This window comes from Pontibacillus salicampi (assembly GCF_042434395.1).
Classification (GTDB): domain Bacteria; phylum Bacillota; class Bacilli; order Bacillales; family BH030062; genus Pontibacillus; species Pontibacillus salicampi.
In genome coordinates this window covers 103,170-127,792 of the sequence record NZ_JBHLTP010000011.1, presented here as the reverse complement: position 1 = coordinate 127,792, position 24,623 = coordinate 103,170, and the positions used below count along the sequence as shown (strand labels likewise).

The following is a 24,623-nucleotide window of genomic DNA, read 5'->3' as shown; positions in this document are numbered from 1 at the left end:
GAATGACATCACCCAATCATTATCAAGCCGTAGTTTCCTCGGAGTGGGTAGATTATAACGGTCATATGAATGATGCTGAATACGCCAGAGTGTTTAGCAATGCAACGGATGCTTTTATAGAGTGGATTGGATTAGATGAAAAAACGCGTGCAGCGAATTGTTACACTATTTATACGCTAGAAACACACCTTTGTTATAAGCAGGAAATGCACGAAGGAGATAAGCTAACTATTGGCAGTCAACTACTTGATTTGGATGACAAACGCATTCACTTGTTTTTAACAATGTATAATGAGCAAGGTGAAATAGCTGCCTCGCAGGAACAAATGCTGATGGGGATAGATCAACAGAAGGGGAAAGGAGCCGCTTTTCCGGAAGCTATTCATAACAGCCTGCTTTCTCTGTTTGAAAAAGACAGGCAGAGTAAGATACCAAAAAATGCCGGCAGAACGATTGGCATTCGCAGAAAATAAGGCTGGCGCTTATAATTTTTTGTATTCGCCCATATTTTTTAAAATTCGCTCATAAAGTAAAAAATCCGCCTATATTTTCAATAATTCGCTCATAAAATAAAAAATTCGCCCATAAAGTAAAAAGGCTAGTGACTACGAAAGCAGTCACTAGCCTTTTTTACTGATAATACTTAATTAAAGCCTGTGTTCCGCTATTTTCTTCTCCTTCTGCTGCAAGTTTATCATATAGCTGCTTAGCTAGTTGCAGTCCAGGCAGCTGTAACCCTAATTCTTCTGCAGATGTGATCGCGATGCCCATATCTTTAATAAAATGCTTCACATAAAACCCTGGAGAGAAATCCTCCTGTATCATTCTAGGAGCAAGATTCGATAAGGACCAGCTTCCAGCAGCACCGTCACTTATACTTTTCAGTACAGTGTCTGGATCCAATCCAGCTTGTTTAGCATATACTATTGCTTCTGAAACTCCCATCATGTTGGATGCAATTGCAATTTGGTTACACATTTTGGTGTATTGCCCTGCTCCAGCTTCTCCTTGCCATACAATGCTAGATCCTACCAAATGAAATAATGGTTCAATGTAATCATAGGCTTGTTTTGTCCCACCAACCATAATCGATAACGTGCCGTTTTGAGCCCCGATGTCCCCACCTGAAACAGGTGCATCTAAAGCATGAAGGTCGTTATTAGCCGCTTTTTTGAAAATTTCTTGAGCTAATGAAGGAGAAGACGTAGTCATGTCCACTACATAACTGCCTGGTTTAGCATTTTGCAATATACCGTTTGGACCAAAATACACCTCCTCCACATCGACAGGAAATCCAACCATTGTAAATAGGACGTCACACTTTTGAGATAAAGCTGCGACAGATGTTTCCCATATAGCTCCTTCTTTCAAGAGATCCTCCGCTTTTTCATAGGTACGAGTGAAAATACTGAGCGTATAGCCAGCCCGAAGGAGACGCTGCGCTATACTTTTTCCCATAACTCCTGTCCCAATAAAGCCAATATGTATGGAACTCAAGTTCAACCCTCCCCTTAGCTGTTTGGTAGAATATATCACCTTGCAGGCATGTGGGCAAGCAATACGTGTGATTGGTAATCTATCCCTTATCAAATAATTCTGTGTAATCAGGTAGATTGATGGGACCGGTTTCAGGGTATAGTAATCATAGACTATGTAATACAAGGATTATTTTGAAGGAGGTCGAAGCATGGCATACAATGTCACACAAAAACTAATTAAAGAACATCTAATATCAGGACAGATGACACCTGGTGAAGAAATTGGATTGAAAATTGATCAAACACTCACCCAAGACGCGACAGGTACAATGGTTATGCTTGAGCTGGAGGCAATGGGGCTTGATTATGCAAAAACGGAAGTCTCTGCTCAATATGTCGACCACAACTTAATTCAAGAGGATAGTAAAAATCCCGATGACCACCTCTTCCTAGAAAGCGCTGCTCAACGATTTGGGCTGTATTTCAGTAGACCAGGAAATGGGGTAAGCCATCCTGTACATATGCAGCGGTTGGCGAAGCCTGGTAAGACACTGCTCGGTTCTGATTCTCATACTTGTGCTAATGGTGCAATGGGCATGCTTGCAATGGGAGCAGGTGGAATTGATGTGGCTATGGCCATTGCTGGAGAGCCATTCTATGTGAAAATGCCTGAAGTATGGGGCATCAAGCTAGAAGGAAAGCTGCCTGATTGGGTTAGCGCAAAAGACGTTATTCTGGAATTATTACGTCGTTACGATGTTAAAGGCGGCGTAGGAAAAGTCATAGAGTATTATGGACCAGGCCTGGATAATTTAACAGCAGATGATCGACACGTTATTGCCAATATGGGGGCGGAGCTTGGCGCAACTGGTACAGTATTTCCGTCTGACAAGGAAATTAAAAGATATTTAAAAAGTCAGCAAAGGGAAGAAGATTGGGTAGAGATCCTTGCTGATGATGGAGCAGCCTATGATATAGAGGAAACAATAAACCTTTCAGAGCTAGAGCCACTTATTGCTAAACCATCCAGTCCAGGAAATGTTGTCCCTGTTAAAGAAATAGCTGGAGAGCCTATTTATCAGTCTTATATTGGGTCCTCTGCTAATCCATCCTATCGGGATTTTGCCATGGCAGCGGAGATTGTCAAAGGAAAACAGGTTGCTCACGGAGTTTCCTTTGATATTAATCCATCATCAAGACAAATGCTTACGGACTTAGTGACACATGGGCATATGGCAAGTCTGCTTCCTTCGGGGGCTAGGTTACACCAGGCTGGTTGTAATGGATGTATAGGAATGGGACAAGCACCAGCTACGGGACGTAATAGCTTGAGAACCACTCCACGTAACTTCCCTGGGCGTTCCGGTACTAAAGAAGATAGTGTGTTCCTTTGCAGTCCTGAAACCGCAGCAGCTTCAGCATTATATGGAAAGTTAACCGATCCTAGAACGTTAGAAATGGAATATCCTAATATTAAGGATTTAGACAACCCTACTGTCGATGTTACGTTATTGGAAAAACCAAAATTGCCAGAGGAAGCAAAAGAAATAGATCTTCAAAAAGGGCCAAATATTGCTTCTATACCGGAAATGGGTGAACTTCCAGACGAGATGGAATTGCCTATCCTCTTGAAGATGGGTGATAACATCTCTACTGATGAAATTTTGGCAGGCGGTGCGAGAGTATTGCCATACCGTAGTAATTTGCCGGAGATTAGTAAATTCACATTTGAAATTGTGGATGAATCATATTATGACAGGGCAATGGGTGTGAAAGATGATGGAGGACATGCCGTTGTAGGAGGATACAATTACGGTCAAGGGTCTAGTAGAGAGCATGCTGCCCTGGCACCTCGCTATTTAGGATTACGAGTAGCTATTGTTCAGGATTTTGCGCGTATTCATTGGCAAAACCTTGTAAACTTCGGTGTATTGCCATTGACCTTCTCCACAAGTGATGAAGCTGACAAGATTGAGCAAGGAGATGTCCTTCAGTTTAGTGGACTTCGTAACGAAATCCAACAAGGACAAGAAGTAACGGCCAAAATCAAAGGGAAAAATAAAGAAGTTAAGCTTCGTCATACATTATCTCCTCGTCAAGTGGACATGATGTTAAAAGGAGGCCTTATCAACTGGGTCAGAGACAGAGAAACAGCGTAAGGAGCGAGTGCAATGACGAGGCATCAAACACATTGTAAGGCTTGTTATGGAAGCGGCATGCTTTTAGACGATGAACAGTGGCACTACACATGTAGCATTTGTGATGGTACCGGAGAGTATAAACCCTTTAATGCACAGGCTGAAAGACAAGTGTTAGAAGTAGATGACAACAATCGTTATATGGAATAAGTAATACTGTAAACTTAACGGACTCAGAGATTTTTCTTCTGGGTCCGTTCTTTATGTTTGTTTGCATTTCGTTGGAAGCGAAGGTTTGATATTAACTTTGCTAATGAAGCGATAAGTACATTCTTCCATATCTCCTCATTAGTTGGATTAACCTAACATCAACATTGGTCATTATCTTTCGTTATTATTATGGGAATACCTGTGGCACATATCCTGAATTAAATTGACTTTGATAATCATTATCAATTATAATGACGATAAATAAGAAACAGAGGAGTGGAAGTAATGCAAATGGAACCATGGAAAGGGGAACATCAATCCTTTGTTGATCATGTCGTTCGTCACGTGTACCTTCTCCCGGTGGAAGATAGAACGATGCTGCAAATTCTGGAAGCAATTTCAACGGTTCGCCCCCAGTTACAGAGTCATCTCTTCCCATCAAATGGATGTTACTATATATCATTGGCTCAAATAATCGATCATCTCATGCAGCATATGCAAGGGAAAGGACGACATTTGGAAAAGGAATGGATTTGTACTTTTTGGGAAATGTACGACGAAGCAAGGGACACACATTTACAGCTGGACCATGTTATTATCCAGCAATCTTCCAATCAGTTTAGTGTGCAAAAATATTTTGTACATCAAATAGACGATCAAGTAGAGGAGTTTATCCAGTCTGTCATACAATGGTCACGGTACACCTTTCAGCAGATACCAGATGTCATTGAATCCATAGTCTTGTCCACGGGTAAAAGCGTAACGTATTGGCCAGAAAAATCAGAATTTAGTACATAATATTGGTAGTAATAAAGACTCTCCCTTCGAAGGGGGAGTCTTTTATGCCTTTTTTCTGAAAAATCGCAACTAATTGCCTAAGTGCAACTTTTTTTTTATAGTATAATGTTTTATGTATAGAACTAGAAAATAAAAATGGGGGCTGAGAAATTATCTGCGAGGGAGGAGAAATACTTGAACGATAAGAAGACCATGGAGTCGATTGCAACCAAGCTAGAAGGGATAGGTTCCTCCGTACCTGTTATTTGCTTTCAAGAATCTGAATGTCACTATATCAGTGAGGCTATGGTCTCGTTGTTAGGAGGGAAAAAGGAAGAGCTTATATCCCTTCAATCCTTCATTCATCAAGATGAAATGAACTCATTTCAGATGGAAATGAGTGAAATTACAAGGGACAAGCAAGGCAGTAAAGAAATACAAACTAGATTTACTCATCAGCTTACGAAAGAAGCAATTGATATTACACTATTGGCCATCTATATTCAGCAAGGTCACACCTCGATTGTATGTTGCTTTGTAACCGCCTTCAACTTAATTCCTCATCATCATGAGCAGTGTACAAGTCCGCATGAACAGGATATGGAAACGGCATATAGTAAACTGATCAGCAAAGTAACGGAGAATATAACAGATGATTTTATCGCTATTATCAAAAGAGGAGGAAAGATAGAATACGCCTCTCCTTCCCATGAGAAGCATTTAGATATCCCTCTAGAAACGTTTTACGAAGGAACTGCTTTTACATTTATTCATCCAGACGATTGTCCAGAGGTAATGGAGCGATTTAGTAAAATACTAGACCTTCACGTGGAGCAAGCGATGGAATTTCGTGTCATCCATCCTGATACAAAGGAGCTACGGTTAATACAAGGAAAAGGAATACCGTTTAAAGAACAAAATGGAGAGACAAAAGCCGTCATCGTTACTCGTGACATTACGAGGCAGAAAACCATTGAACAAGAAATGTTGTATAATTCCTTTCATGACTATTTAACAGGATTGCCTAACAGGCGCTTTATTGAAGGACAGGGCCTTGTTTATTTTCAGCGTATGAGTAAAGACTTTGGGATTCTCTCTGCTTTCATTGTGGACCCAGACCAATTTACGGATGTTAACAATAGAGTAGGCCGTGAGGGTGGAGATACCATTCTAAAGGAAATCTCCAGAAGGCTACAATATGTAAGTGATCAATATGAGGGAGCCATAGGCCGGTTTGATGAAGATGTGTTTGTCCTTCTTGTTTACCATACAAGCAGTCTGCCGTTGAAAGAGGTGGGGAAAGCAATTATCAAGCAATTCATGGAGCCCTTCTGGTATAGGGATAGCTCCTATACTATCACATGCAGTGTTGGAATTAGCTCTGCTACCTCAGATGTGGATTCCTTTGAAGAGTTAATTATGACTGCAGATACAGCTATGTTCGCAGCTAAAAAGCAAGGTAGAAATCAATATGTTATTCACAATCCATATCTTGATATTGGATCATTTAAACAATATGAACTACAGAACGATATCCCATTTGCACTTAAGAAAAATCAGCTTTTCCTAGAATTTCAGCCAGTCTTACATGTGAAAACAGGGGCGATTCATTCATTAGAATCATTGCTACGGTGGCGCCACCCCTATTGGGGGATTGTATCACCTCAGGAATTCTTACCTTTAGCAGAGTCTAGGGGCCTTTCATTAAAGCTGGATTATTGGGTAGTAACAGAAGTAATTAAACAATTATCGATATGGAATAATGAGCATCACATATTTCCAATAGTTTCTGTTAATTTATCACCTACATGTTTAATGCAGCAGGAATTTTTTCCATTTCTACTGAAAAAATTGAATCAATATCAAATTGATCCCTCCCACATTCAATTAGAGTTGACTGAGAATTTATCTTTAGAGATAGAATTACTCATTCGGGAGCCCCTGATGAAATTAAAGAATATTGGCGTGGGAGTAGTAATGGATGACTTTGGAACTGGAGCTTTCTCCATAGGTTATTTAAAATCACTCCCTATTCAAGTACTGAAAATGGAAAAAGAGCTAATAAAGGAATTAACCTCACACAATCATACGCAGGATATTGTTCACTTTATTATTCAATTATGTAATAAACTTAATATTCAGGTCGTTGGTGAAGGGATAGAGAATGAGGAGATGCTGCATGATTTCCTAAGTATAGGTGGGGAATACGTTCAAGGCTTTTTATTTAAGAAACCATTGTCTTTCCAACAAATCATTCATTTATATTCTTCTTCAGCAAGTATGCAAGAAATATCTGTCGCTAAAGATTACCTGATTGCAGATCTTCATCATCCTGTCCAGGCATTAATGAGTATTGAAGAGCTATATGGTAAAGGTGTAAGCATAGGCGCAAAGCATGTAACAATTGTCTCCTTGGGAGAGGAGGGGCTTTGGTTTCAATCGGATATCCATCTTCCAATCCATGGATCCTATTTGCTTCGTATGCAATATGAAATGGAGGAAACAACTAGAGAAGCAGTAGGGAAGGTTATAGCAAAAGAGGAAGTAGATCGAGGATTCCGATATGAATTACAATTTGAGGAGTTAATCCATAGTAAAAGGCAGTTATCTCGTAAATAATTGCCTGTTAGTAGATATAATGTAGGAGGCAGAGCTTATGATTCATCTAGAGCTTCTTCAAGATGAAACGTTATATATTGCCCAGGAAATGGTCAATTCTGTACCAGAGTATAACCGGATGGAAGTAGGCCGAGATGTCAGGTCCATGGAGGAAATTAGAGAAGAGTTTCTCCAGGATAAGACAGAAACCTATTTTATTAAGCTGGAAGATACCTATATAGGTGTACTGGATTACTTGTCACAGAACCCAAAAGACGGGTATCCCTGGCTGGGGCTTCTCCTTATTCATAGGGATTATCAAGGGTTTTCGTATGGATTACAAGCGTATCATACCTTTGAGGAAGAACTTACGAGAAGGGGAATAAGAGTATTAAGGCTCGGTGTTCTTCACGATAATAAACGGGCGTTCGGTTTTTGGAAGAAGACTGGGTTTGTTTATCAGCATGATGCTGTTACGAAAGAAAAACAGTCTGTTCATGTACTGGAAAAGTGTATAACCTAAACGCTTCCAATCATCGTATTGGTGAACCTCTCCATAAATTCTGTGGAATCCATGTGTAACAAAATCTTACAATAACTATTGTCTTTTTTATTAATCTTAGGCTTTCTTCTAAAGTCTGCAAGAGACATCCCTTTTGCATATAAGGAGTGTTCTTCGATATATACATTCCTTTGGAGGTATTGGAAGAGGGAAGGGTATGTAATGTACATCATGGCGACTAGATCATGGAGAGGAGCCCCTTTTGCTTGCATATTTTTTTGTTTATAAAATGAGTAATAAGGCTTGAATAAAGTTGGAAGTAATTTTCCGAGCTTTGTATCTGCGTTCTCTTGAATTGTATTAATCATTGCTTCGGTTACAATGGCTTTTTCTGTTACATTCAATGGGGACAGAGTCAAATATTCAGGAGCCGTATTTTGGATAACAACACTTACCGCTGTAGGATCGGCAAAGAAATTTGCTTCGGCGTAAGGAGTGACATTACCTGGGACAAGAAATGCACCACCCATTACTACTATGTGTTTTATTTGCTTCATAACTTCTGGAGCAATGATGTAGCTCATGGCAAGGGAGGTCAATCGACCAATATTAACAATAGTAATATCCCTATGCTCCTTCATTATATTAAATAACTGATCGAAATTTTTAACAGTAAACTCTTCAATTCCTGTGTCTATATCTCCGAGCCCACTATACCCATGTATCTCTTCATAAAAAGTAGGCTCTTCTCCTGTTAAAGAGGTAGAAGCTCCGCTGATAATCGGGATGTGTTCGTTATTTGTTTCCTTTAATAAGTAATATACATTACGAGTAGCTTTCTCAGCGGAAACATTCCCATAACTTGCTACAATGGCTAGAACATGCAAGGTAGGATGATGTAGGGCGTATAGGATAGCAAATGCGTCGTCTACACCTGTATCTGTGTAAATAATAATATTCTTCATTACATCATCCCCTTTTACAAGATATGTATGATGGAGAAGCGGTAAATAAAACAGTAAATACGGTTTATGCCTTCTTATCTTGCTAGAAAATGAATTACATATACAAAAAAGCACCTACATTAGGTGCTGGCTACGGGTGGAGAGAAAGTTCATTCCCTTTCAGATGAAGCGTGTAGGAGGAACTATCTGTTTGTTCTATTTTCTCTATATAGATTGTTTTATAGTGATTCCCCTCATTTGTAATAGATAAGCTTTTACTTGCATCCCCTATCACTCTGTCTTGGTTATCCTTAATTACCATGTGTTCATAATAACTAAAACCCTCTGTCTCCTCATGTACTATCAGAACCAACATTTCTTCAAGCATGGTGAATTCTGTAATGGTAATAGTCTGCATATCTACTGTCACTGTTTGATTAATTGAAATAGAAGGGGGAGGGCGTACACCTTCGGCAGGTGTAATGGACGAGGTGACTGTACCTTCCGATGAGTCTTTGTCTGGAATAGATGGAGATTGTGGTAAAAAGAAGGTGAAAAGGAAGAAGGCCGTAATGACTAATAGCATTAGCCAGCTTCTCTTCATACTCATTACTCCTTTCCCTGTTTATACATTAGACCGTTTAAGTGGAGAAAGGTTACAGACCATGCAGAAAAAGATGGAATGTATAGTAAAGATAACAGCATCTAACTGTTCATGGAACAACCACTAATAAAGTGTACTGACTAATAGCGTCTAAGATAAAAAACTTGAAGGTTAGGCTTTGTACTATGCTTAGGATGAACTGTTCAGCGGAGTGGTTCCCCATTCAATCAGGTCTTCTTCCAACCAAAAATGACCGTGCTCCATAGTTTTCCTCATCAATAAGGTTATGAGCTGAAATGAAAAACTGTAGGGCTGCGAAAGTCTTTATTTCGAAAGCCTGGTAGTAGGGCACTATTGGTTCTCCAAATCCTCAAAAAAAGCTTCAAAGGAATCTACTTCATCACTAGTAAAGGTAATAAGTCCGTTCCCTTCTTCACGCTTACTGTGCCCGAGACTTTTGGTATGTTTAATGATAAGCCCATACAATTCTGGTTCTGTTAACGTTCGCTCAAAAGCCTTCTCATTTTCTTCCAACAATAACGCAGCAGCCCCTGCCACGTGAGGGGTTGCCATGGAGGTACCAGAAAGAGTTGCATATTGTCCGTTCTTATAAGTAGACAAGATATTTACTCCTGGTGCTACAAGGTCTATTTCATCATTTGAATTGGAGAAAGGGGCCAAGCTTCCATTAAAATCAACGGCACCTACCTGTACTACTTCTTTGTAATAGCCAGGATACAAACGTTCCGTTGTCCTTGTATTGGCATCTCCTTCATTACCGGCTGCGCAAACGACTAGAATATTTTGGTTAACAGCATTCTTTATAGATCGGTGTAACATCGCATAATCCTCGCTTCCGCCAAAAGACATAGAAAGGATGCGCACTTTTTCTCCGCGCGGTCCTCTCCACTTTGTAGCATACTTTACAGCTTTAATGATTTGTTGATAGGAGGAATGACCTTTAGAATCAAATGCTTTTAGGATTAAAAGCTTAGAGGAAGGAGCGACCCCAGCAACCCCTTGTTGATTAAAAGATGCTGCTATTGTTCCTGCTACATGGGTGCCATGTCCATTTTCATCATGAAAATCAGTAGGATTACCTCCTGTGAAGTTTCGTCCGTCAACTATCCTATTTTGTAAGTCCCTATGATTCTTATCACACCCCGTGTCAATGACAGCTATTACGATATCGTTACCCTTGTATCCTTCGTTCCACATCCTTTCACTGTCAATCATACGAACACCTGGTGGAATTTCATTTGACCTTTCATAAACTTCTTCAACTTGGAAGGGAATGAGCTCAAATGGTTTCATTTTCTTCGCCCCTTTATCATCATTACTAATTAGTACATGAGAAAGAGACAAAAAATGTGTGTAAAATGGAAGGAATTTTCATTACGACCTTGTATTGTAAGGAAGAAGGCTCTAATAGGGAGGTGGAAGGATGAAATCTTGTCCATTTTGTAACATAGTAGAAGATGACGATCAGCAAATCGTTATGGAAACACACTTTCTTTATTTTCTGCAGAAACAGTCGGAGCAAGAGGTGCTAACAGGGAGTGGTGTTATCATCCCTAAAGAGCATCGTCAAACGCTTTTTGAGTTAACCGACGAGGAGTGGCAGGAAACCTTTAAGTTACTCCATCAAGTGAAGGGTTTACTAGGAGAAAAATGGAATCCAGATGGCTATAATGTTGGTTGGAATGTATTTAGTTCAGGAGGCCAGTCTATTGCTCATGCCCATTTGCACATTATTCCTCGTTTTAAGGATGAGCCATATGCGGGGAAGGGAATGAGGTATTGGATTAAGCAACCGAAAAATAGACGATATATACAGGAGGTTAGTAGATATGAAAAGTCCAATTAAACCAAAAATGCATACGGTGTTTGTCCATGTTTCAGATTTGTATCATTCTGTTGAATGGTATCATAGCCTTTTAGACTTACCCTATAATCAGGAGGACGTTTCACTGCCAGTATATAATATGCCGATGGATACATATACTGGTCTAGTGTTAGATGCAGGTCCTGAAGGGAACAAGAAAAATACGGGGTTATCTCCTCATCCTCTTTTTAATCTTCACACGGACGATATTGACGAAGCCTACCAATTCGTAGTGGATAAAGGGATGAATATCGCCTCTCCAATTTCTAGATTTGATGACATATCCTTTTTCGATATTAAGGATCCCGATGGAAATGTTGTAATGATCTGTACAGGCTAGTATGACTAATTTCGATAATAATTAGAGTTTTACTAATTCTTTTTGTTGATTTGCTGTGTAGCCCCTCATGTAGAAGACTTCAAATTGAGACGTTATGGTTTGTTAAATAAGAGTTGATACATTTTGAAAGACGAGATGTATAGGTGGGAATCACTCCGCTTTCCTATGGTCTTCTACTATCTTCCCATTGTATGAATCAACCTAGTGTGGATATTATTCCTTACTTGAGTAAATGTTTTACAGGGGGGTATCCATATGAGGATTCTAGCTACTGCTACTGTATAATTACATAATATGCTGCATATTTTTTGGAGTAAGACCTCACAAACAATAATAGGGGGACCTTATGGAACCGACGATTACCAATATACCTTCCAAATTATTAGTAGGAATGAAGAAGGATATGACTTTTCGAAATGACAAAACTTCAGAGCTTTGGAGAAGCTTTATGGCAAGAAGGCAGGAAATTGAGCATCGTGTGAATGAGTACTATTTCAATGTACAGGTGTACGAGCATAAACTGGATTGGAACCGAGTATCCTTGGATACACCAATACAAAAATGGGCAGCCGTTGAAGTAGAGGGTATCCGTTTGCCGGAGGGGATGGATGCTTTGGAATTGCAGGGAGGATGGTATGCTGTGTTTGTGCACCGTGGTCCTGCAAGTACTTTCATGAATACCCTTCGTTTTATTTTTGAGACGTGGCTCCCAGCATCCCGCTATGAGCTTGACCACCGTGAACACTTTGAAAAACTGCAAGAGAATTACCACCCTCAGGACGAGAAAGCCGTGGAAGAAGTGTGGATTCCTATTAAGAAGATTAGTATGTAGAAGTGAAGGGGCTTACTAGTGTAAGCACCCTTGGAATGGTTATGATTCAATTGTTATGGGTGGTCCGTAGTTCCTGTAATGCTTCATTCATTTTAAACAGCACAATGAGCAATTCACAATATATTCTAATAATAAAAGGACCTAAAATAATCGTTACTAGGCCTGTTAGAATCTGAAGACCACCTCCCCAATCACTTGTAGCGCCTGATATCACCATAATGAATCCGGTTAAAATAGACAACCCAACTCCTATCCAGAAAATCGCTTTAATAATGGTGGGGGTTATCATCTTATCAAAATGAAGATAGTCCTGCATTCCAATCCCTCCCTGTGTATAGGTGGTATATAAAGAAAACAGTATTATGTATATTATACAAATGGTGTATTATGCCTTATATGTTTACGAACAATGTATTTGGCATTTATTCCATGTATGAAATGGCATTATATTTTTTGAATATAAAAAAAGACCTTAAATATTATCATCAATGTATAAAATGATGCATATTTAAGGTCTTTTTGTTCGCGAAGTTTGTTAAAGTAAAGCCCCCGTACGTGGAAGACTCAGTTTCGAGGCTTCTGTTGAGTGGATGGGGGCTGCGAGGAATATCTCGAAATCACTTTCAGAATTAGGTGCATTCTATACGTATAGGAACTGTAACACAAAGCTTCCATTGTATGGATAGAGCTCATAACCGCTTGTAATAGAGCTCTTTCTTGCTATAGGTAGTGATGGTGGAAGATACACCTTCTTGGTATAGGGGTTCGTTTCTCACATAATGGAAGGGGTGGTTGGGAAGCTGCGAGACTCCCGCGGGAATGGCTTGCCGTCATCCCCGCAGGAAAGCGAGTGGCTTCCCAACCACCCCTTACTTTCAAATCAGCAACGAACCCCGAAAAGTCTCGAAACGGAGTCTTCCACAATCCTTCCCTTTACTTAAAGACTCAGTTTCAAGATAATTGCCAAACATTGAATGATAATACACATTAATGCACTTTATAACGCGTTTATTTATACACTTTGTCTAATAAACATGTTGCCAAAACCTACAAAGAATAAATGCCATATACACAAACAACAATAAACAATGAAAAAACGAGCAGTTCTCATATGACTGCTCGTAAAAGTTACAAATCTAGTACACCTTATCACCATTAAAGATAGAATTCTTTACAACAACGTAATCGACGTGACGTATGGCATCTATGTTTGTACCCCCTGCATAGGAAATAGCAGATTGGAGATCCTGCTCCATCTCTACTAATGTATCATGCAGCTCTCCTTTATGCTCCACATACATCTTTTTTCCTTCCACGTTTTTCTTTTCACCTTTTTGAAATTCTGAAGCAGAACCGAAGTACTCCTTATACAGCTTTCCATCCTGTTCTACTGTTTCTCCTGGTGACTCCTCATGACCGGCAAAGAGGGAACCGATCATGACCATAGAGGCACCGAATCGAATGGATTTGGCAATATCTCCATGCGTACGAATTCCTCCATCTGCAATAACGGGCTTACTCGCAGCTTTCGCACACCAGCGAAGTGCAGCTAATTGCCATCCTCCTGTTCCAAAGCCTGTTTTCACCTTAGTTATACATACTTTTCCAGGACCGATGCCAACTTTGGTAGCATCAGCTCCAGCGTTCTCTAACTCCCTGACGGCTTCAGGAGTACCAACGTTTCCGGCGATGACAAACGTATCAGGTAGTAACGCTTTGATATGCTGAATCATTTCAATTACTGGATTGGAATGGCCGTGAGCAATATCAATAGTTATATATTCTGGAATTGTATCTTCTTCTTTAAGTTCCTGAATAAATGAATATTCTTCTTCTTTAACTCCGACGCTAATGGAAGCGATCAGGTCGCGCTCATGCATATTTGAAATAAATGCTTTACGTGTTTCTGGCTCAAAACGATGCATCACATAAAAATACCCATGCTCTGCTAGAGTAGTTGCTATGCGGTCATCAATAATAGTTTGCATGTTGGCTGGAACAACAGGCAGTTTAAATGTATGATTGCCTAAAGTAACAGATGTTTCACATTCAGAACGACTTGTTACGACACATTTTGCAGGAATTAATTGAATATCTTCATAATCGAATACATTTTCCACTAAAAAACACTCCCAAAAGCGAATGATATTTGTTTATTAAAAATTAATGTTCGTACATTGTGTAATTTACACCATTATTTACATATTGTCAAAGGGGAATATACTTAAAGACGAATGAACGTAATAGTAGTTGATTAGAATGTTCTGCATAGAAAAGCCTCACGCTCGCCACTAAGCGTGAGGCTTTTCTCTTGGGAGGGAGATTGTAGATGTTGCTGCAAGATTTGGGGGCATCTCTATGCAAAAAATACAGAAGCCCAAGGTCAACACCTTGTATTTCTACTCTGTTTTCCAAGGTTGGATTGAGTTCCTATTTTTACCCATGTAAGAGTGAAAAACACTTGGAAATACTTGTTAGGAAGACAGGGCAACAGATTATTTTGGTAAAAGATTTTGATGATACTCCTTAATATAGTCTATGATGATGCCCAGAGTTTGGCCTTTGAAGTCGTCAGGTACGGATGTATCATTTGGATCTTTATAATAAAGTGTTCCTAACTCGTCATTGTAATAGAACCCAAGGGCTTTTAACTTATGCTTTAACTCTGTAGGTAATTCTGTTAAGCCGGTTTGTTTTTGGAAATACTCTGTAGGATAAACCCAAACCTCAATATCTGTAATTCCAGTATGGACAACAAATAAATCAGTTTGATAATGCGTAATCCATTGACCTTTAGAGTAGATGGACACACCTGAACCTTCCAAACTAGATATACCATCTAGGTTTGTACCAAATATTTGATTAATGGTTCTTCGGATAGAAGAACCGTCTAAAGTACGGTCGAGGGATTGAAAATATAGATCCATTATTTCTACTTTTGATAAAGAGAGGATATATTCATCAAGAGGCTGCTGAATATCTTCTCTTTCTAATACCTTTTTCACTCCATTTACAATTTCTTCAGGATAGGTGCTGCTCTGCTTCCCGGCCCCAAGATCAGATATTTTTACCAAGTCTATCCCATAAATCGAATTTATAATACTACGAATTCGTTTAGGAGAATCGAATGCATGAGAGAATCGAAGGTATCTGTCCATAGCTTCCACCTTGGACATTTGATTAATTTCTTTTAGGGCTCTTTTATAGGGTAAGTATGTGGAAGTTTCTTTCCAAAGGTCGATATAAATCCCGGTGGTTATGTGTTTATTGTATTTATATTCGTATTGGCAAACCCCCTTCTGACCTTCAACTTGTTTCGCAAAACTAATTTCTGGGGCTGCTAACAAGCCGATTGCAGCAAACATGACAAGAACTAAAGCTACTTTCATCCTGTTCTTAAGGAAGTGCATGATGTTTCCTCCTATACCTATTTTTTGCAGCATATTTATCGAATGATGTAAATGCTCTCTTTTACTTATATCGGACAATGTTGCTTGGTTTGTAAGTAATTCGTAGGATTAACAAATGGTGTAACGACTTATAAATTCTGGAAGAACCCGAATAAAAAAAGCAATGTGATATTATCACACTGCTCATCAGTGACCGCTGCCTTCTAATTCCTCTGATTCATCTACAATAGACAGAATAGTAGGCTCAATGCTGTCGGCGTATTCATATGAAATATTATAAGCTTCTCCCTCTTGTATTAAATCCCAAGTAGATTTATGCTTTACAATCAAGGTCATACCATCTGCGTGGATAGTGTAATGTTCCTTCCCTTTATCTGTAGTGTGGTGTTTTTCTTCTACTTTAACGTGGTGTAGTTCATCTGTATGTACAAGCTTTGTGCTGAAGTAATATATAACACCCGCAGTTAATAGTACACCAATAACAGTGTATAATATAATTTTCTTCATAGCTTTCATCCTCTGTTCAAAAGTTATATTTCTCGTGCTTGAATAGGTTATAGGTTCATTAAAACTGGGAAAACTTTGTGAAGGGCTAATGTACAGTAACTTGGCCAAACTTCTAAGTAACCCGATACTACATTAGCATAAGCTTATTTAATTGTATTATAAAATTAACGCTCCATCAAATGAAGCATAAGGAGGAGGTTGTTACGAAATGAAGCATATTGTGTTTTATGATGCACAGTGTCCTTTTTGTTATCACGTTAAGTTAGTGTTAAAGAAGCTGGATTGGTTTGGTAAAATAGAATGGAAAGCAGTACAAGAAGCAGAACAAGAAGTAGCCTATTACGATTATTTAGAAGGTCGTAACGTTTATGATGAGATCCATATGCTATCTTCAGATAATGTACTTTATAGTGGCTTTTATACTGTTCGTAAACTGATGTCTATGCTGCCGCTTACAGCACCGTTTGCAATGCTGTTATACATTCCATTGATCGATAAAATTGGTGTTCCTCTATATAATTGGTTTTCTCAGCATCGGTATCAATGGTTTGGCAGATATGAAACACCTCAATGGTAATGCTGAAAACCCCCCTTAGTGGGGGTTTTTGTTATGTTTGAAGTCGATGACGGAAATGCTCGATTAGATAAAGGATGATAAGGATTTCAAGATGAAATACTGCAAAATACACAGGATGTGTAAAATACAATAGATGAAGCAGCATTAACATGGCATTGAAAAGTAGAATAGTACACAGGACCAGTCTTTTTTTCACTCTTTTTACGATACCGAAGCTGATAGCTAATGAATAAAGAAATAAAAGCGGAACCGATAAGCTTAGGTGATTTCTAAAAGAATTCTCATATAGATTTATTTGATAATTAATCGTTTCATACGCTCCTAATGTAGTAAAGGTGAGAAATCCCTGAGAAGAAACACAAGCAAAGTACAAAAGCAACCATTTTACTATAGCGGATACTTGCTTATTGCTGTATGTGTTCAGCTTATTCCAAGCAAGCGTGGAGAGGTAAAAGTGTATAGGAAGCAGCAAAAAGGTATAATACGTTTTCCACCAATTCCTTTCAAATATTCCGAGGTTAACAAACGTCAACTCTATTACCACGAACAGGAACGCGATAGGGAAGTACCATCTTTTCTTAATATGGTTAACTGCTATCCACAAGCTCGCGGCAGGTACTGCAAGTAAATTAGAAACAAAATTCCCAACTACACTATCCTTATATATATTATTGAAGATTCCTAACTCATAGGTGTAGGCCTCAGTATAGATTAGAACAATTAACTCGAAGGGGTAAATGATACCGGAAATAGCAAAGAAAAGAACGATGATCCGGCCATCTTTATGAGTCCGCAGCGTGTATAGGATGATAACAATACTAATAATCGATAGTAGGAGATACCAATACAAAATCAACCGCACCACCTTATACGTAGTATGATTTAGTATGAGTATGAGGAGCATATAGTATCCATGAAAGAAGGAGCTGCCTGACGGCTAGCTCCTTTAGACTTATACTATCTTTATTCATCATCTTTTGGGAACCAATTTGGTACAGAATTTATATTAGTCCACATTGGCTCTGGAATGACAAGCTGTTCTTGCTGCTTCATCTTCATTGCAACGCGTATCTCTTCTTCCCGGCCTTCCGTTACTTTCTGAATCCAGTCAGGCTCCATCAATAGTTCGCGCCCTAAGGAAATAAGTGGAACAGTCGATAATGCCTGTTCAACCTCGTCGGGTGTATGGAGACTTCCAACGCCCATTACTGGAATAATATCCCCAACTCTTTCCTGTATTAATGTAATTCGAGGTTTAGTGTCTCCTTCATCGCGCATAGAACCTTGATTAAAGGAGGATAGGGAAACATGCAGGTAATCAAGGCCTTGCTTGGATAGGACATCTACTAACTGAAGAGTGTCGTCCATTGTAATCCCTGGTTCCTCTTTCTCCTCTGGAGAAAAGCGATAGCCAATAACAAAAGGATTTTTTGCATGCTTTGCTACAGCTTTTCTAACGGATTCAACAACCGCTATTGGAAAATTCATTCTATCTTCTACACTGCCTCCCCACTGATCATCTCTACGGTTAGAGTGAGGGGAGAAAAATTGCTGTACTAGGTACGTATTTGCACCATGAATTTCAACACCATCAAATCCAGCTTCAATGGCACGACGGGTAGCTTCACCAAAATCTACAATTGTTTGTTGAATTTCTTCTTCTGTCATTGCTCGAGGTGTTGCAGAACCTTCTCGCAGAGCAGGCACTGCACTTGCACTTAAGACGTCTTGGTTAGGCACAAGTCTTGCTGGTACCATCCGTCCGCCATGAAAAATTTGTAAAATTGCTTTTGTTCCTTGTTCATGTATGGCATCTGCTAGTTTTTTGAGCCCTGGGATAAGATCGTCTCGATGGGCGCCAATTTCATAATCAAACCCTTTGCCGGACTCGTTCACATTAGCGCATGCAGTTATAACTGCACCAAGTCCTTCGGCGCGTCGTTTATAATAGGCAATTTCTTTATCAGAAACAGAACCATCTTCATTGGATAAAAAGTTGGTCATCGGTGCCATTACTACACGATTATTTAATTGGACACCTGATGGAAATGTATAAGCAGTAAATAACTTTGTACGTTCTGACATAGTTAGGCCTCCCTAGCATGATTTCGTTCAGCAAAGTATTGAAGAACACTGTAAGTTTATCACCAGAGGGAGTGCTTTGTCTGTTAAGGCGACTTATTAAAGCATGTAAGGTAAACTGGTAGTACCTTTCCTGAATAGAAGGGCATAATACAACGCAAAGATTCAAGAGGAGGTTCCTATGAGTTACATTATTTCTCAGCCATATGTGATGGTGGAACGTCGCATAAAGGATTATAAGCAACAATATATAGAGGTGAAAGAATACCTATACTTATATGAGACCTCAGTTTCTTCGAAAACGAAGCAATTCCACCTGCATCATATTTTTGATATATCCTACAAACCAACAGATGGTAGATATGGATTTCTGTATTTACATACCAATCAAGGGGTCATCTCCTACCAGGTTACTGAAGACCCCTATTCTTTCATTGAGGCTTTCAGGAAATTAATTAATAAGTAAATGGAGAAACTTTTTCTTTTGTGACAGCTCGCAACATTACAAATTCTCCATCAATCTTTTAGCTATCTTTTTGTAATCATCTTGATCAATTCCGGGAGCAAACTCTTCAGGAAGGTCATTTAAATCAGGTACAGGTGCCCCTTTCGGAGAGCCATATACTACCTTAACCGGCTTTCCGTTTTCCGGATTTTCTCCTTTCCAAATTTGATTGATATCCCGGTAATCCGTGTCACTAAAAGTATATAATATATTGTTTAGCCCTTGCTCTTCATATTTTTTAGCGTAGTCAAATTTAGAGTTATCGAGATTTGGGACAGGGAGCATCTTCGTGACATCTACTCCTGTGGCAATCTCCAATGCTTTGGCATAGGCGATGACGTGCACTCCACCTCGAACTAATAAGTACCCAATCATCTCGCGAGCTGTAGGGTGATCAGTCATCTCATATACGCGCATTTTATGTGTTCTTGCCCCAAGCTCCAGAAAAAAATTATGGAGTAAATCTAATACTAAATTGCCGCTATTGAATACGTTGTCACCGGTCCACGCCTTTCCCATCGAATCACCCGCTAAGGCAGTTTGGGCTGTTGCGATAAACTGATACGTATTTCGTGCATCCAAGCCATTGTGTAATGGAGTGATGTCAGGATCGCCTGGATAAGTTACATCACGAGTTAATAAATTTATTGCCGTGGTAACTAGCTCCACGTGACCCAATTCTTCTGCTGTTATACTTGCTACAAGGTCGTGGAAGGGCTTTAATTTCTTTTTATGTCGAAAATTATGAGATTGGAACATGTAATTGTTCAAGGTCGACATTTCTCCAAACTTACCACCTAATAGTTCCTGTACAGCTGCAGCAGCATTCTTATCTCCTACTTCAGGGATGGGAAGCTCTACAAGAATGCGATTTTCTCGTTTAAACATTACTACACCTCCAATGTAATTACATGATTTCAGTTAGGAAGGAAACACCCACACAATTTGTTGAGTACGTATAAAAAAAGGAGTATTATTCATTTCGACAACTATGTGGTCTGGAAGTACATTTGTTAAAGTCCCTCTCACCGAGCCTTGGGTTGTCTGCACGGTAACACTGCTGCCAATAACTGAAGTTAGTGTCTTGTAGACATAAGGATCATAAAAGCTTCTGAAAATATTATCGTCCATACAAGAACCTCCTAAATTATAGTATCGTTCATGTATATGACAGTTCAGAACCAGCTTATGTCCTTAACCTATTATCTTCATTAAGCGGTAAGGGAGGAGCATGAATGCTTGAATAAAGCCATAAGAAATAGGGAGGGGGAAAATAGTGGGTTCAGGATAATTTGTTTTATTAAAATAATAATTAATTGCATATGTGTGTACAGAGTACGGCAGAATTGTTATCATTGAAAGTAGTCCTACTTGTATTGGAAGGAGTTAAGGGAATCGGTTAAATTCAAATCCTTTTTGAAAATCAAAGTAGGATAAAGAAGGGAATCCATTATGTATAGAGTTATTGGATATTCCAATCAAGTACGAGTTAGCTTTGCTGATAATCGTAAAGAAATGCTGTTTACATCTTTTACAGATGCTGAGCAGTTTGTTGAGAAAATACGCAGAGATGAAACATTTCCTCAAAACTACAGCCTCAAAATTGAAGAGGTGCAATCTGCGTAAGTATTGGAATTGGATCTCCCGGTCACTAGGAAATATTGGTTTGTAAATGTTTTTAGAATATAAGAATTTTAGGTGGTCAGTAGTAGTGGAGCCTACACGGGGGTATATCACTACTACCGGGACTTACCGTAGATCTTAAAGCTCGAAATTGCATCGAGCTTTTTTTGTTTTGTGAGCATTCATAGCTCGCCCACTTGCTCAAACGACGTGAGTAAGTTATGTGTAATAATGAATAAAGCTCAAGAAACCCTTCCCGCTTTAAAGGGGGGGCGGACAATATGCTCATAAAGGTTAACGTTTGCCTATTGGTGCGAACAATAAAAAAGCCTGCAGAGAAACAGGAGCTCCTCTGCAGGCTGAATTAATATCTTCATCACATAAGAAATTATTATTTACTGAACACTGGATGGGACGGACAGGCCTAGACCTTGGGCTACTCTTGTACCGTAATCAGGATCAGCCTTATAGAAATGTTCAATTTGGCGCAGTTTTATTTCTTCTTTTTCCACTGGTTTCATAGCACCTACAATATTTTCAATAAGTCTTTCTTTCTCGTCGTCAGGCATTAAGCGATATAAATCACCAGCTTGAGTGAAATGGTCATGGTGATCATATGACACACTGTCTGCCATACCAGAAACCGGGTAGGAGGCCTGCTTGTTTTCTGGAGTTTCTGTTGGCCCTCCATAGCTGTTAGGTTCGTAGTTAATTTGTTGACTACCATTGTTATCAAAACGCATCGCACCATCCCGTTGATAGTTGTTTACTTGAACGATAGGACGATTGATTGGCAGTAATTCATGATTTGCACCGACACGATAACGATGAGCGTCTGAATAAGCAAACAGGCGTCCTTGTAGCATTTTATCCGGCGATACATCAATGCCAGGAACTAGCGTACCAGGGGAGAATGCTGCCTGCTCCACTTCTGCGAAATAATTCTCAGGATTTCGGTCTAATACCATTCTTCCTACTTCCACTAATGGATAGTCTTTATGAGACCATACTTTGGTTACGTCAAATGGATCGAAACGATACGAGTTAGCATCCTCTAATGGCATGATTTGTACATAAACTTTCCACGCAGGGTAATGCCCTTCTTCAATAGATACATATAAATCCTCTGTAGCATGGTCTGGGTTTTCGCCTGCTAGTTTAATAGATGTGGCTTCGTCTAAGTTATGAATTCCTTGCTCCGTTTTAAAGTGGTATTTAATCCAAAACGATTCCCCTTTAGCATTGGTCCATTTGAAAGTGTGGCTTCCATATCCATTCATGTGTCTGTATGTTGCGGGAACGCCACGGTCGGAGTGCAAAATGGTAACTTGATGTAAAGACTCTGGGGAAAGGGAGAAGAAATCCCATACCGCATTTGGGTCTTTTAAATTTGTATTAGCATTTCGTTTTTGGGTGTGAATAAAGTCAGGGAATTTAATAGCATCTCGAATAAAGAATACCGGTGTATTATTCCCAACTAGATCATAGTTTCCTTCTTGTGTATAGAATTTCAAGGCAAATCCCCGAGGGTCTCTTAGGGAATCAGCCGAGCCCTTTTCACCCGCTACTGTGGAGAATCGAGCAAACATAGGTGTTTTTTTCCCGACCTCAGACAAGAAGTCTGCCTTTGTGTATGGAGTTACATCGTTGGTTACCTCAAAATAACCATGTGCACCTGCCCCTTTGGCATGGACCACTCGTTCTGGAATACGTTCTCTGTTAAAGTGAGCTAGCTTCTCTAAAAGATGGACGTCCTGAATAAGGGTTGGTCCTCTAGATCCTGCAGTTATTGAATTCTGGTTATCGCCGATTGGTGCACCAGCCTGATTAGTTAAGTAACTTTTTTCATTCATTATATAACACCTCTTTGGAAAGAATGTTTAACAATAATTATTATAAACTAATTCAAATAAAAATCAATATCTATTTATAATTATTTTAAATAAAATATTCTATGGTAGGTGGAGATAGAAGAAAAACACTAGTCAGCCTTGAGCAGGAAAAGCGTAGGAAATCCATTTGATTAGATTACAATCTTACTTTCAACAGTGCTTTGAGGGAAGAGGAATGTTAATGGATCCATAAATGTAATCTGCTTTTTACATATATATGCTATTCCGAATTATGGACTTACATGCATTAGGTGCGTAATCATATTTGCTTGGTAAGGATAGAGGAACCTCATTGTTATCAATTATTGTATTACAATTGAAAATAATTTCATTAAAAACACCTCTCCGTTAGAGAGGTGTGTTGCCATTTATTTTAATGACTTTCTTGCAGCTTGCTGAATGGGATCCCACACACTGTTATAGGGTGGAGCATAGGAAAGATCTAAATCCTGAAGCTCATCTATGGTCATCCTGTGATATAGAGCAGTGGCTACCACATCAATTCGTTTATCTACTCCTGCCTTTCCTATTATTTGGGCTCCCAATAGTACACGATTTTCTTTCCCATATATCAGCTTCAGTGTCATGGGGTCATCTTTGGAATAGTATCCTGCTGCATGTGTTGATTGTATGGTGATAGTTTCAAATGGGTAAGAAAGTGATGAAGCTTCTTTTTCAGATAAGCCTGTTTTGCCAAGCGTTAAATTAAAGAACTTAATAATAGACGAGCCTACTATACCTTTAAATGTTCTAGGCTGGTTTACCATATTTACTCCGGCTATTTGACCTTGCTTATTTGCGTGTGTGCCAAGTGGTATGTAATCATCTCTTTCCTTTACTCTATGGTACTGGGTAGCGCAGTCTCCTGCAGCATAGATATCCTTAATGTTTGTTTCCATGTATCCATTGACGTTAATTGCGCCGTTATAGCTTGTGTACACCCCGGTTCCTTTCATGAAACCTGTATTTGGAGCCACTCCTACAGCGACAAGTACCATGTCTGTCTCGTGCGTTCCTTTATCTGTAATAACTTTCTCGACGTGCCCTGAACCCTCGAACCCTTCAACTGATTCATGGAAAGAAATAGTTATACCTTGTGCGAAGGCCTCTTCATGGATAGATTGTGCCATATCTTCATCAAAAATTTTGGCTATTTGCCCGCCTCTTTCAATAATCTTTACTTCCTTTCCTATTCCTCTCATGCTTTCTGCCATTTCTAACCCTATATAGCCACCGCCAATTATTGTAACGTGATTCACATTGTGTTGGAGGTAATTATCGATATCGTGGACATCGGGTATTGTTTTTAAAGTAAATATCCCATCTACATCATCCATGCCACTCCAGGGAGGGCAGATAGGGCTGGCACCACTTGCTACAAGAAGCTTGTCGTAGCTTTCTACAAAAGCAGAATTTGTTTGATGGTTTATGCCGTGGACTATCTTTGACTCGCAATCTACTTGTGTTACTTCGTGAAGGGACTTTGTTTGGATACCGTATTTCTGTTGAAATGTTTCTGGGGACCGTGCTATTAAATCATCAGTTGATTCTACTTGATTAGTAAATGTATAGGGGAGACCACATTGGCCGTAGGAATAAATGGTCCCTTTTTCTAATGCAACTATTTCATTTCCAGAGCTGTTTCGAACAATTTGCATGGCTGCACTCATCCCCGCTGCGTCGCCTCCGATAATAACAAATTTCATCCTAGCTTCACTC

Annotated in this window: 26 protein-coding genes; 12 read left to right on the top strand and 14 right to left on the bottom strand. The window is 39.4% G+C overall.

Annotation, left to right across the window (positions count from 1 at the left end; genetic code table 11):
* The first annotated feature begins 2 nt into the window (after window positions 1-2).
* Complete coding sequence (locus ACFFGV_RS12805) at window positions 3-473, top strand: thioesterase family protein (RefSeq protein WP_377348459.1); 471 nt, start codon at window positions 3-5, stop codon at window positions 471-473.
* 157 nt (window positions 474-630) lie between these two features.
* On the opposite strand, the gene ACFFGV_RS12800 is transcribed toward ACFFGV_RS12805, so the two are convergent.
* A complete protein-coding gene (locus tag ACFFGV_RS12800) occupies window positions 631-1,497 on the bottom strand; it encodes an NAD(P)-dependent oxidoreductase (protein ID WP_377348457.1) in 867 nt (288 codons plus the stop codon).
* A 190-nt stretch (window positions 1,498-1,687) separates the two neighbouring features.
* Between ACFFGV_RS12800 and ACFFGV_RS12795 the strand changes: the two genes are divergently transcribed.
* The 5 genes from ACFFGV_RS12795 to ACFFGV_RS12775 all read left to right on the top strand — a co-directional run bounded on the left by ACFFGV_RS12795 (window position 1,688) and on the right by ACFFGV_RS12775 (window position 7,724).
* Window positions 1,688-3,637: an aconitate hydratase gene (locus ACFFGV_RS12795; RefSeq protein ID WP_377348455.1), complete on the top strand. Its 1,950-nt coding sequence runs from the start codon at window positions 1,688-1,690 to the stop codon at window positions 3,635-3,637.
* Between the two features lie 12 nt (window positions 3,638-3,649).
* Window positions 3,650-3,826, top strand: a complete 177-nt coding sequence (locus ACFFGV_RS12790) for a hypothetical protein (protein ID WP_377348453.1) — start codon at window positions 3,650-3,652, stop codon at window positions 3,824-3,826.
* A gap of 285 nt (window positions 3,827-4,111) precedes the next feature.
* Window positions 4,112-4,624 (top strand): hypothetical protein, encoded by a 513-nt coding sequence (locus tag ACFFGV_RS12785; protein ID WP_377348451.1) that lies wholly within the window; start codon window positions 4,112-4,114, stop codon window positions 4,622-4,624.
* A 174-nt stretch (window positions 4,625-4,798) separates the two neighbouring features.
* Complete coding sequence (locus ACFFGV_RS12780; protein ID WP_377348449.1) at window positions 4,799-7,222, top strand: EAL domain-containing protein; 2,424 nt, start codon at window positions 4,799-4,801, stop codon at window positions 7,220-7,222.
* A 37-nt stretch (window positions 7,223-7,259) separates the two neighbouring features.
* The gene (locus ACFFGV_RS12775) at window positions 7,260-7,724 is read left to right on the top strand and encodes a GNAT family N-acetyltransferase (RefSeq protein ID WP_377348447.1); all 465 of its coding nucleotides are present in this window, start codon (window positions 7,260-7,262) and stop codon (window positions 7,722-7,724) included.
* On the opposite strand, the gene ACFFGV_RS12770 is transcribed toward ACFFGV_RS12775, so the two are convergent.
* From ACFFGV_RS12770 to ACFFGV_RS12760, 3 genes are all read right to left on the bottom strand, one after another.
* Entirely contained in the window at window positions 7,721-8,668 is a 948-nt protein-coding gene (locus ACFFGV_RS12770; protein WP_377348445.1) for a nucleoside hydrolase, read from the bottom strand. The two genes, ACFFGV_RS12775 and ACFFGV_RS12770, sit on opposite strands and share 4 nt — an antisense overlap.
* 130 nt (window positions 8,669-8,798) lie before the next feature.
* Window positions 8,799-9,251, bottom strand: a complete 453-nt coding sequence (locus ACFFGV_RS12765; RefSeq protein WP_377348443.1) for a hypothetical protein — start codon at window positions 9,249-9,251, stop codon at window positions 8,799-8,801.
* A 351-nt stretch (window positions 9,252-9,602) separates the two neighbouring features.
* Window positions 9,603-10,565: a S8 family peptidase gene (locus tag ACFFGV_RS12760; protein WP_377348441.1), complete on the bottom strand. Its 963-nt coding sequence runs from the start codon at window positions 10,563-10,565 to the stop codon at window positions 9,603-9,605.
* A 130-nt stretch (window positions 10,566-10,695) separates the two neighbouring features.
* Between ACFFGV_RS12760 and ACFFGV_RS12755 the strand changes: the two genes are divergently transcribed.
* The 3 genes from ACFFGV_RS12755 (at window position 10,696) to ACFFGV_RS12745 (ending at window position 12,308) form a co-directional block, all read left to right on the top strand.
* Entirely contained in the window at window positions 10,696-11,118 is a 423-nt protein-coding gene (locus ACFFGV_RS12755; protein WP_377348439.1) for an HIT family protein, read from the top strand.
* Window positions 11,102-11,476, top strand: a complete 375-nt coding sequence (locus tag ACFFGV_RS12750; protein WP_377348437.1) for a VOC family protein — start codon at window positions 11,102-11,104, stop codon at window positions 11,474-11,476. Before ACFFGV_RS12755 ends, ACFFGV_RS12750 begins: the two co-directional genes overlap by 17 nt.
* 346 nt (window positions 11,477-11,822) lie before the next feature.
* On the top strand, window positions 11,823-12,308 hold the full coding sequence (locus ACFFGV_RS12745; RefSeq protein ID WP_377348435.1) for a GyrI-like domain-containing protein: 486 nt from the start codon (window positions 11,823-11,825) through the stop codon (window positions 12,306-12,308).
* A 46-nt stretch (window positions 12,309-12,354) separates the two neighbouring features.
* Here the strand turns inward: ACFFGV_RS12745 and ACFFGV_RS12740 are convergent, their stop codons facing one another.
* From ACFFGV_RS12740 to ACFFGV_RS12725, 4 genes are all read right to left on the bottom strand, one after another.
* A complete protein-coding gene (locus tag ACFFGV_RS12740) occupies window positions 12,355-12,624 on the bottom strand; it encodes a DUF4282 domain-containing protein (RefSeq protein WP_377348433.1) in 270 nt (89 codons plus the stop codon).
* Window positions 12,625-13,444: 820 nt separating this feature from the next.
* Window positions 13,445-14,428 carry a GMP reductase gene (gene guaC / locus ACFFGV_RS12735; RefSeq protein ID WP_377348432.1) on the bottom strand — a complete coding sequence of 328 codons (984 nt, stop codon included), beginning with the start codon at window positions 14,426-14,428 and terminating at the stop codon, window positions 13,445-13,447.
* 375 nt (window positions 14,429-14,803) lie between these two features.
* Window positions 14,804-15,718, bottom strand: a complete 915-nt coding sequence (locus ACFFGV_RS12730) for a hypothetical protein (protein ID WP_377348430.1) — start codon at window positions 15,716-15,718, stop codon at window positions 14,804-14,806.
* A gap of 186 nt (window positions 15,719-15,904) precedes the next feature.
* A complete protein-coding gene (locus tag ACFFGV_RS12725) occupies window positions 15,905-16,225 on the bottom strand; it encodes a hypothetical protein (RefSeq protein WP_377348428.1) in 321 nt (106 codons plus the stop codon).
* A 208-nt stretch (window positions 16,226-16,433) separates the two neighbouring features.
* Here ACFFGV_RS12725 and ACFFGV_RS12720 point away from each other — a divergent pair, with 208 nt between their 5' ends.
* On the top strand, window positions 16,434-16,802 hold the full coding sequence (locus tag ACFFGV_RS12720; protein WP_377348426.1) for a thiol-disulfide oxidoreductase DCC family protein: 369 nt from the start codon (window positions 16,434-16,436) through the stop codon (window positions 16,800-16,802).
* A gap of 31 nt (window positions 16,803-16,833) precedes the next feature.
* On the opposite strand, the gene ACFFGV_RS12715 is transcribed toward ACFFGV_RS12720, so the two are convergent.
* Window positions 16,834-17,658 (bottom strand): hypothetical protein, encoded by an 825-nt coding sequence (locus ACFFGV_RS12715; protein WP_377348424.1) that lies wholly within the window; start codon window positions 17,656-17,658, stop codon window positions 16,834-16,836.
* A gap of 107 nt (window positions 17,659-17,765) precedes the next feature.
* The gene (locus ACFFGV_RS12710; RefSeq protein ID WP_377348422.1) at window positions 17,766-18,887 is read right to left on the bottom strand and encodes an NADH-dependent flavin oxidoreductase; all 1,122 of its coding nucleotides are present in this window, start codon (window positions 18,885-18,887) and stop codon (window positions 17,766-17,768) included.
* Between the two features lie 178 nt (window positions 18,888-19,065).
* Between ACFFGV_RS12710 and ACFFGV_RS12705 the strand changes: the two genes are divergently transcribed.
* Window positions 19,066-19,350 (top strand): hypothetical protein, encoded by a 285-nt coding sequence (locus ACFFGV_RS12705; RefSeq protein ID WP_377348420.1) that lies wholly within the window; start codon window positions 19,066-19,068, stop codon window positions 19,348-19,350.
* Between the two features lie 36 nt (window positions 19,351-19,386).
* On the opposite strand, the gene ACFFGV_RS12700 is transcribed toward ACFFGV_RS12705, so the two are convergent.
* Together ACFFGV_RS12700 and ACFFGV_RS12695 are read right to left on the bottom strand one after the other, a co-directional pair.
* Window positions 19,387-20,277, bottom strand: a complete 891-nt coding sequence (locus tag ACFFGV_RS12700) for a manganese catalase family protein (RefSeq protein WP_377348418.1) — start codon at window positions 20,275-20,277, stop codon at window positions 19,387-19,389.
* Window positions 20,278-20,310: 33 nt separating this feature from the next.
* Window positions 20,311-20,520, bottom strand: coding sequence for a YuzF family protein (locus tag ACFFGV_RS12695; RefSeq protein ID WP_377348416.1), 210 nt, complete (start codon window positions 20,518-20,520; stop codon window positions 20,311-20,313).
* Window positions 20,521-20,841: 321 nt separating this feature from the next.
* Between ACFFGV_RS12695 and ACFFGV_RS12690 the strand changes: the two genes are divergently transcribed.
* Window positions 20,842-21,015 (top strand): hypothetical protein, encoded by a 174-nt coding sequence (locus ACFFGV_RS12690; protein ID WP_377348414.1) that lies wholly within the window; start codon window positions 20,842-20,844, stop codon window positions 21,013-21,015.
* Window positions 21,016-21,407: 392 nt separating this feature from the next.
* Here the strand turns inward: ACFFGV_RS12690 and katA are convergent, their stop codons facing one another.
* Both katA and ACFFGV_RS12680 read right to left on the bottom strand, forming a co-directional pair.
* Window positions 21,408-22,865 (bottom strand): catalase KatA, encoded by a 1,458-nt coding sequence (katA, locus tag ACFFGV_RS12685; RefSeq protein ID WP_377348412.1) that lies wholly within the window; start codon window positions 22,863-22,865, stop codon window positions 21,408-21,410.
* A gap of 407 nt (window positions 22,866-23,272) precedes the next feature.
* Window positions 23,273-24,610, bottom strand: a complete 1,338-nt coding sequence (locus tag ACFFGV_RS12680; RefSeq protein ID WP_377348410.1) for an FAD-dependent oxidoreductase — start codon at window positions 24,608-24,610, stop codon at window positions 23,273-23,275.
* Between the last annotated feature and the right edge of the window lie 13 nt (window positions 24,611-24,623).